This window comes from Streptomyces sp. CAU 1734 (assembly GCF_039888735.1).
GTDB lineage: Bacteria > Actinomycetota > Actinomycetes > Streptomycetales > Streptomycetaceae > Streptomyces.
The window spans coordinates 228,702-241,928 of the sequence record NZ_JBDQQP010000014.1 but is presented as its reverse complement, the minus strand read 5'-3'; the positions used below and the strand labels follow the sequence as shown (position 1 = coordinate 241,928).

Here is a 13,227-nt window from a genome sequence, read left to right as displayed (position 1 = left end):
TCTCCGAAGGAGACGGGGTATCAACATATTTGGCGTTGACTTTTGGCACGCTGTTGAGTTCTCAAGGAACGGACGCTTCCTTTGATTCCCTTCCGGGTCTCTCCGGGCTTTCCCTTCGGTCTTACGTTTCCAACTCTACCAGATGTTTTCCGGCCCGTTTCCGGACCGTATTTTCATCTCGGCGGCCAGTTGGACCGGCCTTTCGCCTTTCGGCTGCTCCGACTTTATCAGAAGTTCTGAGTCGGAATTCCCGCCCCCATTCGGGGTATTCGATCCCGGAGCTGAGAGCTTCGGGTACCCGTCCGGGCGGAGCCGTAAACTTAACGGAGCGGGGCGCCCGATGCAAATCGAGGCGCCCCGCTCCGGGAAGTACGACGTCAGACCGCCAGAGGTCAGACCTCGACGACGACCGGAAGGATCATCGGGCGGCGGCGGTAGGTGTCCGAGACCCACTTGCCGACGGTGCGGCGGACCAGCTGCTGGAGCTGGTGGGGTTCGGCGACGCCGTCCCGGCCGGACCGGGCGATGGCTTCCTCGATCTTGGGGATGACCGCGTCGAAGACCGAGTCCTCGATACCGGAGCCGCGGGCATGCACATGCGGTCCGCCGACCACCTTGCCGGTGGTGGAGTCGACCACGACGAAGACCGAGATGATGCCCTCGTCGCCCAGGATGCGGCGGTCCTTCAGCGATGCCTCGGTGACATCGCCGACCGAGAGGCCGTCGACGTAGACATAGCCGGCCTGGACCTTGCCGACGATCCTCGCCCTGCCGTCGACCAGGTCGACGACGACGCCGTCCTCGGCGATGACGATGTGGTCCTTGGGGACACCCGTCAGCGCGCCGAGTTCCGCGTTGGCGCGGAGATGGCGCCATTCGCCGTGGACCGGCATCAGGTTCTTCGGCTTGCAGATGTTGTAGAAGTACAGCAGCTCGCCGGCGGACGCGTGGCCCGAGACATGGACCTTGGCGTTGCCCTTGTGGATCACATTGGCGCCCCAGCGGGTCAGACCGTTGATCACCCGGTAGACCGCGTTCTCGTTGCCCGGGATGAGCGACGAGGCCAGGATCACCGTGTCGCCCTGGACGATCCGGATCTGGTGGTCGCGGTTGGCCATCCGGGAGAGCGCGGCCATCGGCTCGCCCTGGGAGCCGGTGCAGACCAGGACGACCTCGTGGTCTGGCAGGTCGTCGAGGGTGCGGACATCCACCACGAGACCGGCGGGCACCCGCAGATAGCCCAGGTCGCGGGCGATGCCCATATTGCGGACCATGGAGCGGCCGACGAAGGCGACCCGCCTGCCGTACTCGTGCGCCGCGTCCAGGATCTGCTGGATGCGGTGCACATGGCTGGCGAAGCTCGCGACGATGATGCGCTTCTGGGCGTTGGCGAAAACCGTCCGGAGCACATTGGAGATCTCGCGCTCGGGCGGGACGAAGCCGGGCACTTCGGCATTGGTGGAGTCGGAGAGCAGCAGATCGATGCCCTCCTCACTGAGCCGGGCGAAGGCATGCAGGTCCGTGAGGCGGCGGTCCAGCGGAAGCTGGTCCATCTTGAAGTCGCCGGTGTGGACCACCATGCCCGCGGGGGTGCGGATCGCCACGGCCAGCGCGTCCGGGATGGAGTGGTTGACCGCGATGAACTCGCAGTCGAACGGGCCGATGCGCTCGCGGTGACCCTCGGTGACCTCAAGGGTGTAGGGGCGGATCCGGTGCTCCTGGAGCTTCGCCTCGATCAGGGCGAGGGTCAGCTTGGAGCCGATCAGCGGGATGTCCGGCTTCAGCCGGAGCAGGAACGGCACACCTCCGATGTGGTCCTCGTGACCATGGGTGAGGACGATGCCCTCGATGTCGTCGAGGCGGTCCCGGAGGGTGGTGAAGTCCGGCAGGATCAGGTCGACACCGGGCTGCTCCTCCTCGGGGAAGAGGACGCCGCAGTCGACGATGAGCAGCCGGCCGTCGTACTCGAAGACCGTCATGTTCCGGCCGATTTCGCCGAGGCCGCCCAGCGGGGTGACCCGGAGGCCGCCCTTGGGGAGCTTGGGCGGAAGGCCCAGTTCTGGATGCGGATGACTCAAAAGACTCTCCTCACCACGTACGCCACGTACCGCTGAGGCACGTGGCGTACGTGACATTCGTGCACTTGCTGTTGTTGTCTCGGCCCGGCCGGGTGGCCGGGGTGCTCACTGCTTCGGTCCGTGTGTGCCCGGCGGGGGCCCCTGACAGGGCTGTGCCGGGGAATCACCCGGTGCGTGCGCAGTGCGGTATTCAGTTGTGAAGTCCGTGGTCAGAGCTCTACCCCGCCGGCTGCCAAGTCGATCTTCAGCTGATCGGTTTCCTGCGGCGAGAGGCCCACGAGGGGCAGCCGCAGGGGGCCGGCGGGCAGGCCCTGGAGGGTCAGGGCGGCCTTGGTGGTGATCACGCCCTGGGTGCGGAACATGCCGGTGAAGACCGGCAGCAGCCGCTGGTGGATCTCGGTCGCCTTCTGGACCTCGCCATTGGTGTAGGCGTCGATCAGGGCGCGCAGCTCCGGGGTGACGACATGGCCCACGACGGAGACGAAGCCGACCGCGCCGACCGAGAGCAGCGGGAGGTTGAGCATGTCGTCGCCGGAGTACCAGGCGAGACCGGAGCGGGCGATGGCCCAGCCGGCACGGCCGAGGTCGCCCTTGGCGTCCTTGTTGGCGACGATCCGGGGGTGCTCGGCGAGGCGCACGATCGTTTCGGTGTCGATGGGGACACCGCTGCGGCCAGGGATGTCGTAGAGCATCACGGGCAGCTCGGTCGCGTCGGCGATGGCCGAGAAGTGACGGCGCAGGCCCTCCTGAGGGGGCTTGTTGTAGTACGGCGTGACGGCGAGCAGGCCGTGCGCGCCGGCGCGCTCCGCCGCGCGGGCCAGTTCGATGCTGTGGCGGGTGTCGTTGGTACCGATTCCGGCCACGACATGGGCGCGGTCGCCGACCGCCTCCAGGACCGCTCGTACGAGCTGGTCTTTCTCCGCGTCGCTGGTGGTCGGGGACTCGCCGGTGGTGCCGTTGATGATCAGACCGTCATTGCCTGCGTCCACCAGATGGGCCGCGAGGCGCTGTGCGCCGTCGAGGTCGAGTGCGCCGTCCGCCGTGAATGGCGTGACCATGGCGGTGAGGACCCGCCCGAAGGGGGTCTGCGGAGTGGAGATCGGAGCCATGGGGAACACGCTACTCGTTGCTCAGCACGCTGTGTCCTCCCGAGGACGTGACGTACATCGTGACATGGGGATCCGGCACTGCCTGCTCGGGGGTTCAAGCAGTGCCGGGTCCGTTTGATCAGCCTAGATGAACTTCACGAAAGACCGCAATGTGGACACTTCGCCGCACGAATCCGTACATCTGTGCCGCGACAGGGTCCCGGAGCCGGTCCCCGGCCCGCGCCGGGCCCGATTCGGGCGGGCGCCGGGCGCGGCGGCGGGACCTCGGGATCCGGCCGGCCCGGCGGGCGGGCCGGGCGCCTCGGCGGATTGCGCGGTCAGGGGGCGATACGGCCGTTCGCGTTGAAGGCGGCGTGGGTGAGGGGCATGAGCCGGGCCCACTCCCGCTCCATCTTCTCGCCGACCATCTCGATCTCCCGCTGCGGGAAGGAGGGAGTCTTCGCGAGCTCGTGCTGGGTGCGCAGGCCGAGGAAGTGCATCAGCGAGCGGGCGTTGCACGTGGCGTACATCGAGGAGAAGAGGCCGACGGGGAGCACGGCGCGGGCGACCTCGCGGGCGATGCCGGCGGCCAGCATCTCCTGGTAGGTCTCGTACGCGCGGCGGTAGGAGTCCTCCATGGCTTCGCTGACGACCTTGTGCTGCTCCGGGCTGCCGTCGACGAAGACGTACTTGCCGGGGCGGCCCTGCTGGACCAGCTTGCGGTCCTGGGCGGGGACGTAGAAGACCGGCTGGAGCTCCCGGTAGCGGCCGGATTCCTCGTTGTAGGACCAGCCGACGCGGTGCCGCATGAACTCGCGGAAGACGAAGATCGGCGCGCTGATGAAGAAGGTCATCGAGTTGTGCTCGAAGGGGCTGCCGTGGCGGTCCCGCATCAGGAAGTTGATGAGGCCCTTGGAGCGCTCCGGGTCCTTCTGGAACTCCTCCAGCGACTGCTCCCCGGCGGTGGAGACGCGGGCCGCCCACAGGACGTCCTGGTCCGTCGCGGTGTGCTTCACCAGTTCGACGGTGACATCACCCCGGAAGCTGGGTGTCGCGGATTCGGCGGGGCTGTCGGTCACCGGGGGGTCCTTCCAGGGGCTGAGCTGGGCGGCGTCCATCCTAGCCGGGTCGGCGGGCCGCCGATTTTCGGCGGGTTCGGAGAAATCGGGCACCGATTCGACGTTCTGCGCGTCTGTACGGATAGAGGCCGCGGCGATTCCACCGCTGCGTCGCACCCCGAATCACACCGAGATTCCACAGCCCGAGGAGAGTGCCCTGATGTTCCGCCGGCGTGAGGCCGTCCCGTTCTCGTTCGTCGCCCCCGCTCCCGCGGACGCCGGGGACGACTTCCTGAGCAACGTCACTCCCCCGCCACGCGAGCGTCCGAGCGTCTCCGAGCTCACGGGTCGTACGCTGATCGGACTGACCGTCGTCGCCGGGCTGGTCGGCTCGCTGCTCTTCGGTCTGCCCGCGCTGGAGTCGGGGCGGACCCCGGGCGGGACCGGGCAGTCCGAGGCTGCCGAGCGGCGCTGACTCCGTACGGCCCCCCGGGGGTGGTCGGCCGGGAAGTGCCTCTGTAGCCTCACCCGTCACAGCCCCCGATCGAGTGTGCTGGTGAGTGAGGATCCCGCCGTGCCCCTGCCCTTTCTGACGGCCGACCGCGCTTTCGACGCGAGCGCCGACGATGTCGCGCTGCCCTTCGACGATCATGACCTGTGGCGGCGTCCCTACCGCCCCGGTCCATGGCGGGTCGGCACGGCGGCCGTGCTGCTGCTGCTCGCCTCGTTCGTGCTGCTGGCGGCCATGATCACCGCTTTCGCCGGTTCCCTCTCCGGGGCCGCGGCCTGTCTGGCCCTGGGGCTCGCCCTGATCGGCGCCTCGCTGCGGCTGCTGCGGGTGGGCGTCTGGGTCAGCCGGCACGGGCTGCGGCGGGTGGGCTTCTTCACCACGGCCACCGTGCCGTGGAACAAGGTGGTGGAGGTGCGGACCGTACAGCAGCCGGTGCGGTGGCTCGGGCTGCCGCGGACCGTGCAGGGGCAGGCGCTGGTGCTCGTACGGCAGGGAGCCGGTGATCCGCTGCCGCTGCTGACGGACCACAACGCCGACTTCCTCTCCCGGGTGGAGGCTTTCGACCGGGCCGCGGACACGCTGGAGGCGTGGGGCGCGGAGTACCGCCCGGCGGCCTGACGGCGTCCGCTCCGAGCGCGACCGCCGGCCTCTCAGGTGACCGAGGGGCCGGCTTCGGCGTTTCCGGGCGGGGTGTGCAGGGCGATGGCGCGCTGCATGGCCTTGCGGGCCCGGGGGGTGTCGCGGGCGTCGTGGTAGGCGATGGCCAGGCGGAACCAGCACCGCCAGTCGTCCGGGGAGTCCTCGGTCTCGGCCTTGCGCCGGGCGAACGCCTCGTCCGCCGCGTCGCGGTCGATCCGGCCGCTGGGGGTACGGGGCAGATCGTCGACCGGGAGACCGCCCTCGGCGTCGAGCTCGGCCGCGAGACGGTTGGCCCGGGTGACGAAGCGGGTGTTCGCCCAGAGGAACCAGACGCCGATGACCGGCAGGATCAGCACCGCGAGCCCGAAGGTGACGGTGAGCAGGGTGCCCTGCTGGAGGAGCATCACACCGCGGCTGCCGACCAGGACGAAGTAGACGACCAGGACGGCTGCCGTGATGGCGTAGGTGATTTTCGCGCGCATGGGATCAGGATCGGCCGAGGTCGAGGAAGTGTTCCAGGCCCAGGGTGAGGCCGGGGGCGCCGGTGACGCGGCGGACGCCGAGCAGGATGCCGGGCATGAAGCTGCTGTGGTGCAGCGAGTCGTGCCGGATGGTGAGGGTCTCGCCCTCGCCGCCGAGCAGGACCTCCTGGTGGGCGAGGAGTCCCCGCAGGCGTACCGAGTGGACCCGGACACCGTCGACGTCGGCGCCCCGGGCGCCGTCCAGGGCGGTGGCCGTGGCGTCCGGCTGCGCGCCGAGGCCGGCTTCGGCACGGGCCCCGGCGATCAGCTGGGCGGTGCGGTGGGCGGTGCCGCTGGGGGCGTCCGCCTTGCCCGGGTGGTGGAGCTCCACCACCTCGGCGGATTCGAAGTACCGGGCCGCCTGCCGGGCGAAGGTCATGGTGAGGACCGCGCCGATGGAGAAGTTGGGGGCGATCAGCACCCCGGTCTCCGGCGAGGCGGCCAGGGAGGTGTGCAGCTGCGCGAGGCGTTCATCGGTCCAGCCGGTGGTGCCGACGACGGCGTGGATGCCGTGGCGTACGCAGAAGTCGAGGTTGCCCATCACCGACGCGGGGGTGGTCAGCTCGACCGCCACCTCGGCTCCGGCGTCCACCAGGGTCTCCAGGCGGTCGCCCCGGCGGAGGGCGGCGACGAGTTCCAGGTCGTCGGCGGCCTCGACGGCTCGTACCGCTTCCGAGCCGATCCGGCCCCCGGCGCCGAGAACGGCCACGCGCAGCTTGCTCATTCTTCAATCCCTTGTGTGACGGAGTGTGACGAATGGTGTCACGCGGTGCGGTCGCCGCAGACCGTCAGGAGACGGCTTCGTGGAGGCGGTCCGCCTGGCGGTCCTTGAGCGGGCCGATCACCGCGAGTGAGGGACGGTGGCCGAGGATCTCGGCCGCGACCTCGCGCACCTCGTCGGGGGTGACCGCGGCTATCCGGGCGAGCATGTCGTCGACGGACATCTGCTCCCCCCAGCAGAGCTCGCTCTTGCCGATACGGTTCATCAGCGCGCCGGTGTCCTCCAGGCCGAGCACCGTGGAGCCGGAGAGCTGGCCGATGGCGCGGCCGATCTCGTCGTCCGTGATGCCGTCGGCGGCGACCCGGTCCAGCTCGTCCCGGCAGATCTTGAGGACGTCGTGGACCTGGCTGGGGCGGCAGCCGGCGTAGACGCCGAAGAGTCCGGTGTCGGCGAAGCCCGAGGTGTAGGAGTAGACGCTGTAGGCGAGGCCGCGCTTCTCCCGTACCTCCTGGAAGAGCCGGGAGGACATGCCGCCGCCGAGTGCGGTGTTCAGCACGCCGAGTGCCCAGCGGCGCTCGTCGGTACGGGCGAGGCCGGGCATGCCGAGGACCACATGGGCCTGCTCGGTCTTCCGGCTCTGGAGCTCGACCCGGCCGGCGGTGCGCAGGGCGCGGGTGCCGTCACGGGGGGCGAGCGGGACCGCGTCCGTACGGGTCAGGGCGCCGGCCTTCTCGAAGGCGCGGCGGACCTGGCGCACGACGGTGGCGTGGTCCACATTGCCCGCCGCGGCGACGACCAGCCGGGTGGGGTCGTAGTGCTTGCGGTAGAAGCGGCGGACCCGGTCGGCGGTGAGGGCGTTGACGGTGTCCACGGTGCCGAGGACCGGCCGGCCGAGGGGGCTGTCGCCGAACATGGTGTGCGCGAAGAGGTCGTGCACACAGTCGCCCGGGTCGTCCTCGGTCATGGCGATCTCTTCGAGGATGACTCCGCGCTCGGCGTCGACGTCCTCCTGGAGGATCAGTGAGCCGGTGAGCATGTCGCAGACGACATCGATGGCGAGCGGCAGATCGGTGTCGAGCACCCGGGCGTAGTAGCAGGTGTACTCCTTCGCCGTGAAGGCGTTCATCTCTCCGCCGACCGCGTCGATCGCGGAGGAGATGTCCAGGGCGGAGCGGCGCTCGGTGCCCTTGAAGAGGAGGTGCTCCAGGTAGTGGGTGGCGCCGTTCAGGGCCGGGGTCTCGTCGCGGGAGCCGACGTGGGCCCAGATGCCGAAGGTGGCGGAGCGCACGGACGGCAGGGTCTCGGTGACGATCCGCAGCCCGCCGGGGAGGGTGGTGCGGCGGACGGTGCCGATGCCGTTCTGGCCCCGGAGGAGAGTCTGGGTGCGGGCGCCGGCCCGCCCCTGCGAGGGGGTACGGGCGACGGCCCGCCCCTTCGAAGAGGGGCGGGCCGTCGCCTGGGAGGTGCGCGACGTCACTTGGCGGCGTCGTCCTTCACGTCGTCCGCGTTCTCTTCACCCTCGACCACGGGGATGAGGGAGAGCTTGCCGCGGGAGTCGATCTCGGCGATCTCGACCTGGACCTTGGAGCCGACCGCGAGCACGTCCTCGACGTTCTCCACGCGCTTGCCACCGGCGAGCTTGCGGATCTGCGAGATGTGCAGCAGGCCGTCCTTGCCCGGGAGCAGGGAGACGAAGGCACCGAAGGTGGTGGTCTTGACGACCGTACCCAGGTAGCGCTCGCCGACCTCCGGCATGGTCGGGTTGGCGATGCCGTTGATCGTGGCGCGGGCGGCCTCGGCGGCCGGGCCGTCGGCGGCACCGATGTAGATGGTGCCGTCGTCCTCGATCGTGATCTCGGCGCCGGTGTCCTCCTGGATCTGGTTGATCATCTTGCCCTTGGGGCCGATGACCTCGCCGATCTTGTCCACGGGGATCTTGACGGTGATGATCCGCGGGGCGTTGGGGGACATCTCGTCCGGGGTGTCGATCGCTTCCATCATCACGTCGAGGATGTGGAGGCGGGCGTCCCGGGCCTGCTTGAGGGCGGCGGCCAGAACGGAGGCCGGGATGCCGTCGAGCTTGGTGTCGAGCTGGAGCGCGGTGACGAATTCCTTCGTACCGGCGACCTTGAAGTCCATGTCGCCGAAGGCGTCCTCGGCACCGAGGATGTCGGTGAGGGCGACGTAGTGCGTCTTGCCGTCGATCTCCTGGGAGATCAGGCCCATGGCGATACCGGCGACGGGGGCCTTCAGCGGCACACCGGCGTTCAGCAGCGACATGGTGGAGGCGCAGACCGAGCCCATGGAGGTCGAGCCGTTGGAGCCGAGGGCCTCGGACACCTGACGGATCGCGTAGGGGAACTCCTCGCGCGTCGGGAGGACGGGCACGATCGCGCGCTCGGCGAGCGCGCCGTGGCCGATCTCGCGGCGCTTCGGGGAGCCGACGCGGCCGGTCTCGCCGACGGAGTACGGCGGGAAGTTGTAGTTGTGCATGTAGCGCTTGCGGGTCACCGGGGAGAGGGTGTCCAGCTGCTGCTCCATGCGGAGCATGTTGAGGGTGGTGACGCCCAGGATCTGGGTCTCGCCGCGCTCGAACAGGGCGGAGCCGTGCACGCGCGGGATGGCCTCGACCTCGGCGGCCAGGGTGCGGATGTCGGTGACCCCGCGGCCGTCGATGCGGACCTTGTCCTTGATGACGCGCTCGCGCACCAGGTTCTTGGTCAGCGAGCGGTAGGCGGCGGAGATCTCCTTCTCGCGGCCCTCGAAGGCCGGGAGGAGCTTCTCGGCGGCCAGCTCCTTGACGCGGTCCAGCTCGGCCTCGCGGTCCTGCTTGCCCGCGATGGTGAGCGCCTGGGCCAGCTCGCTCCGGACGGCCGAGGTGAGCGCCTCGTAGACGTCGTCCTGGTAGTCCAGGAAGACCGGGAACTCGCCCTCGGGCTTGGCGGCCTTGGCGGCGAGGTCGGCCTGGGCCTTGCAGAGCGCCTTGATGAAGGGCTTCGCGGCTTCCAGACCGGCGGCGACGATCTCCTCGGTGGGAGCCTCGGCGCCGTCCTTGACGAGCTGGATGGTCTTCGTGGTGGCCTCGGCCTCGACCATCATGATCGCGACATCGCCGTCATCGAGGACCCGGCCGGCGACGACCATGTCGAAGACGGCGTCCTCCAGCTCGGTGTGGGTCGGGAAGCCGACCCACTGGCCCTTGATCAGAGCGACACGGGTGCCGCCGATCGGGCCCGAGAAGGGCAGGCCGGCCAGCTGCGTGGAGCAGGAGGCGGCGTTGATCGCGACCACGTCGTACAGGTGGTCGGGGTTGAGCGCCATGATCGTCTCGACGATCTGGATCTCGTTGCGCAGGCCCTTCTTGAAGGAGGGGCGCAGCGGCCGGTCGATCAGCCGGCAGGTGAGGATCGCGTCCTCGGAGGGGCGGCCCTCCCGGCGGAAGAAGGAGCCGGGGATCTTGCCGGCGGCGTACTGCCGCTCCTCGACGTCCACCGTGAGGGGGAAGAAGTCGAGCTGGTCCTTGGGCTTCTTGGAGGCGGTGGTGGCCGACAGCACCATGGTGTCGTCGTCCAGGTACGCCACGGCGGAACCGGCGGCCTGGCGGGCCAGCCGTCCCGTCTCGAAGCGGATGGTGCGGGTGCCGAAGGTGCCGTTGTCAATGACGGCCTCGGCGTAGTGGGTCTCGTTCTCCACTAGCGTTTTCTCCGTTACGTTGCGTCTTCCGTCCCCGGGCCCGTGTGGCGGGGGGACGTGCGGAGAAGCCCTCGTACTGCGGGCCGGTCTTCGATCGAAGCACCCGGGGGCCCGATGGGGATCGGGCTCCGGGAGCCACTACCGAGGACCGGCGGCGGCGAGTCGGCCTCTCTCGCGTTCGGTGGTGCTTGGTGGTGCTTCGGGTGATGCGTTCCGTATGGCGTTGTGCGACCAGACTAAGTGGCGTCCGGCCGGTCGCGCACGTACAGCGGGTCACCCATGCGATGCGCGTACGGGGAAACGCGTACACGGGTACGCGTCAACCGAACACTTGTTCGCCTGTTCTTCTCTTGTGTTCCGCGCGGCTGTGCGCCACTGGGGCACAAAGCCGAAGGGAGCGGTCCCCTTCGAGTGGGAACCGCTCCCTCCGCGGCGACTTACTTGGCGCCGCCGGCCGCACCGCGGCGGATGCCGAGGCGGTCGACCAGGGCACGGAAGCGCTGGATGTCCTTCTTCGCCAGGTACTGGAGAAGGCGGCGGCGCTGACCGACGAGGATCAGCAGACCACGGCGGGAGTGGTGGTCGTGCTTGTGCGTCTTGAGGTGCTCGGTCAGGTCCGAGATGCGGCGGGACAGCATGGCGACCTGGACCTCGGGGGAGCCGGTGTCGCCCTCCTTGGTGCCGAACTCGGCGAAGATCTGCTTCTTGGTGGCGGCGTCGAGAGACACTCGTACTCCTCAGGGGTGTTCTATGCGCCCACGAGTGCCCCTGGTCTTGTTCTCAGGAGGGCTTCCGTGACTCGGAGGCGAAGGCGCGATGAGCGCAGCTTCCAGAGAGTCCGGAAACGCGTACACAAACGGCCGTCAGTCAGCGTATCAGTATCCCGTCCGGGGCCGGGCGCGGGGGCGGCTCAGGACGTGGTGGCGCGTACCGCGTGGTAGACGTCGAAGACCGCCAGCGCGAGGGGTACGAGGGTGAGCAGTACGGTCGTCTCGGCGATCTCCAGGAACCGGCCCCAGAACGGGGTGACGCCCTTGCTCGGCACGATCAGCCCGATCGCGGTGATCAGGGCGGCGACCGCGGCGACCGCGGTGGCCAGCCAGATCGTCCGGATGTCCAGGGCCGCGGTGTCGCCGCGCAGGGCTTCCCGGATCAGGCCCTGGGGCGGATTGAGGCAGAGCCCGATGCCGAGCAGGAGCAGCGCGCCGAGGCCGGCGGCGAGGGAGCAGCCGACCTGGGCGGTGTAGCGGAAGAGGTGGGCGCGCATCAGCATCGCGATTCCGGTGCCGAGGGCGAGGAGCTGGGCCCAGACGCTGTCGGAGAAACCGAGCACCGCGGCGGAGCCCGCGGCCACCAGAGCGCAGCCGCCGACCAGGCCGACCAGCAGCTCATGACCGCGGCGGGCCCGGATCGCGATGCGGGCGGCGTCGACGGGGCCCTGCGGCGCACCCTCCGACCCGTGGTCTCCGATGGCGGTGCGCGGCGGGTCGAAGCCGATGGGCAGCCGGGCGAAGCGGGTGGAGAGGCCGGGCAGGAAGGCGAGCGTGCCGACGGCGAGCGGGGCGCAGACGGCGGCGCTCTCGGCGGGCGTCAGCCGGTACAGGATCGCGGCGAAGGTGACCAGGACACCGATGGCGGCGGCGAGGACGAAGGCCACGAAGGGCCCGTCGCCGCCGGGGGCGACGATGGTGAGGATCACGGCGACGACGAGGACGGCGGCACAGGCCAGCAGGAACTGGAGCCGGCCGATGCCCTGGCCGTCGGCGGGCGGCAGCAGCCCGGATCCGGCGACGGCGGCGTTGGCCATGGCGCCGATGCCGAGGGCGACGGCGGAGCCGCGGTCCTCGTACACCCGGGCGCGGACGGCGGCGAGGGCGAGCAGGAGCACTCCGGCCACGGCGGCGAGGATGCCCTGGAGGCCGTGCATGTCGTGGCCGGGTACCGCGCTCCACAGGACGAAGGCGAGCAGCAGGAGCAGCGCGCCGCCGCCGAGGAGTCCCGCGCCGCGCATCAGGGCGTCGCTCCACAGGGTGCGGTCCCGGGCGACGGCGGTGGCGACGGCGTCGGTGACGTCGTCGAAGACGGCCGGGGGCAGGGAGTCGGCGAAGCGGCGCATGGAGAGGAGCTCGCCGTCGAGGATGCGCTGGGCGCCGAGGGAGCGGGCGCTGTCGAGCACGGTGCCGTCGCGGCGGACCAGGTGGTAGCCGACCGGGGCGCCGGGCTCGGCGCTCTGGCCGGAGAGCCGGAGGATCTCCGGGTAGAGGTCGGCGACGGCGATGTCCTCGGGGAGCGCGACATCGACCCGGCCGTCGGGGGCGACGACCGTCACCCGGCAGAAGCCGGTTCCGCCGCCGGACGCGCTCGCCTGACCGGGGTGACCGGTTCCGGTGGCCGCCGCTGAGGCCGTCATACTCACCTGCTGCATCCCCTCGTGGTGTGCTGGTTGTCCGCTGCTCCGTGCGCCGGCCGCGTTCGCCGCGCGGGTGTCGCGGCCGGCCGCCTTGCGGGACGGGACGGGGCGCGGGCGCCGGGTGCGGACCGTCCGTCCGTCGTCCGGTGCCGCGGGTCCCGGTGGGACCGTACCGGGCCCGTGCGGTGGGCCGCGGTCGTTGACCCGTACGGGTGAGGCGTTCCGCGGTGCCCTGTCCGGCGGGTGTGCCGGCGGATGTGCCCGCGGCGGAACCGGTCCGCACCGCCGCGCACGGCGAATCCGGATCGGTGCCCCGCGGATGTGCCGGAACAGCGCGTACGGCGAGTGAAGGCATTCCGCTCGCCGCAACTCCGGCATTCTCCTCCGAATACCCATTCCCCGGCGGTGATTCACCGGTGTGGGCGACACCTCGCGTCACCCTACCGCCCGCCCCTCGGCGGGGGCGCAAGTAGGATCCCTCCCCGCGGACGGAACCCGTCGCCACGGG

11 protein-coding genes are annotated in these 13,227 nt (G+C 70.2%); 2 read left to right on the top strand and 9 right to left on the bottom strand.

The annotated features are described in order from the left end of the window. Positions 1 to 392 precede the first annotated feature (392 nt). The 3 genes from AAFN69_RS26500 to thyX all read right to left on the bottom strand — a co-directional run bounded on the left by AAFN69_RS26500 (position 393) and on the right by thyX (position 4,245). Positions 393 to 2,078: a ribonuclease J gene (locus AAFN69_RS26500; RefSeq protein WP_347731286.1), complete on the bottom strand. Its 1,686-nt coding sequence runs from the start codon at positions 2,076 to 2,078 to the stop codon at positions 393 to 395. Between the two features lie 209 nt (positions 2,079 to 2,287). Further along, positions 2,288 to 3,187: a 4-hydroxy-tetrahydrodipicolinate synthase gene (dapA, locus tag AAFN69_RS26495; protein WP_347731285.1), complete on the bottom strand. Its 900-nt coding sequence runs from the start codon at positions 3,185 to 3,187 to the stop codon at positions 2,288 to 2,290. A 317-nt stretch (positions 3,188 to 3,504) separates the two neighbouring features. After that, positions 3,505 to 4,245: an FAD-dependent thymidylate synthase gene (gene thyX, locus AAFN69_RS26490; protein ID WP_347731284.1), complete on the bottom strand. Its 741-nt coding sequence runs from the start codon at positions 4,243 to 4,245 to the stop codon at positions 3,505 to 3,507. 199 nt (positions 4,246 to 4,444) lie between these two features. Here thyX and AAFN69_RS26485 point away from each other — a divergent pair, with 199 nt between their 5' ends. Together AAFN69_RS26485 and AAFN69_RS26480 are read left to right on the top strand one after the other, a co-directional pair. Beyond that, positions 4,445 to 4,699 (top strand): hypothetical protein, encoded by a 255-nt coding sequence (locus AAFN69_RS26485; RefSeq protein ID WP_347731283.1) that lies wholly within the window; start codon positions 4,445 to 4,447, stop codon positions 4,697 to 4,699. Between the two features lie 99 nt (positions 4,700 to 4,798). After that, positions 4,799 to 5,353 carry a hypothetical protein gene (locus AAFN69_RS26480; protein ID WP_347731305.1) on the top strand — a complete coding sequence of 185 codons (555 nt, stop codon included), beginning with the start codon at positions 4,799 to 4,801 and terminating at the stop codon, positions 5,351 to 5,353. A gap of 32 nt (positions 5,354 to 5,385) precedes the next feature. On the opposite strand, the gene AAFN69_RS26475 is transcribed toward AAFN69_RS26480, so the two are convergent. The 6 genes from AAFN69_RS26475 to eccD form a co-directional block, all read right to left on the bottom strand. Continuing rightward, the gene (locus AAFN69_RS26475) at positions 5,386 to 5,856 is read right to left on the bottom strand and encodes a tetratricopeptide repeat protein (RefSeq protein WP_347731282.1); all 471 of its coding nucleotides are present in this window, start codon (positions 5,854 to 5,856) and stop codon (positions 5,386 to 5,388) included. A gap of 4 nt (positions 5,857 to 5,860) precedes the next feature. Then, entirely contained in the window at positions 5,861 to 6,619 is a 759-nt protein-coding gene (gene dapB / locus AAFN69_RS26470; protein WP_347731281.1) for a 4-hydroxy-tetrahydrodipicolinate reductase, read from the bottom strand. A 64-nt stretch (positions 6,620 to 6,683) separates the two neighbouring features. Further along, the gene (locus AAFN69_RS26465) at positions 6,684 to 8,093 is read right to left on the bottom strand and encodes a pitrilysin family protein (RefSeq protein WP_347731280.1); all 1,410 of its coding nucleotides are present in this window, start codon (positions 8,091 to 8,093) and stop codon (positions 6,684 to 6,686) included. After that, positions 8,090 to 10,309 carry a polyribonucleotide nucleotidyltransferase gene (locus tag AAFN69_RS26460; RefSeq protein WP_347731279.1) on the bottom strand — a complete coding sequence of 740 codons (2,220 nt, stop codon included), beginning with the start codon at positions 10,307 to 10,309 and terminating at the stop codon, positions 8,090 to 8,092. The genes AAFN69_RS26465 and AAFN69_RS26460 overlap by 4 nt, the downstream gene beginning before the upstream one ends. 437 nt (positions 10,310 to 10,746) lie before the next feature. Beyond that, positions 10,747 to 11,037 (bottom strand): 30S ribosomal protein S15, encoded by a 291-nt coding sequence (rpsO, locus tag AAFN69_RS26455; protein ID WP_347731278.1) that lies wholly within the window; start codon positions 11,035 to 11,037, stop codon positions 10,747 to 10,749. Positions 11,038 to 11,219: 182 nt separating this feature from the next. Further along, positions 11,220 to 12,719, bottom strand: a complete 1,500-nt coding sequence (gene eccD, locus AAFN69_RS26450) for a type VII secretion integral membrane protein EccD (protein ID WP_347731277.1) — start codon at positions 12,717 to 12,719, stop codon at positions 11,220 to 11,222. Positions 12,720 to 13,227 lie beyond the last annotated feature (508 nt).

Excerpts from the sequence above, each read along its gene's own strand:
- eccD (WP_347731277.1), bottom strand. The coding sequence starts at position 12,719 with ATGACGGCCTCAGCGGCGGCCACCGGAACCGGTCACCCCGGTCAGGCG.
- dapB (WP_347731281.1), bottom strand. The coding sequence starts at position 6,619 with ATGAGCAAGCTGCGCGTGGCCGTTCTCGGCGCCGGGGGCCGGATCGGC.
- AAFN69_RS26475 (WP_347731282.1), bottom strand. The coding sequence starts at position 5,856 with ATGCGCGCGAAAATCACCTACGCCATCACGGCAGCCGTCCTGGTCGTC.
- dapA (WP_347731285.1), bottom strand. The coding sequence starts at position 3,187 with ATGGCTCCGATCTCCACTCCGCAGACCCCCTTCGGGCGGGTCCTCACC.
- AAFN69_RS26485 (WP_347731283.1), top strand. The coding sequence starts at position 4,445 with ATGTTCCGCCGGCGTGAGGCCGTCCCGTTCTCGTTCGTCGCCCCCGCT.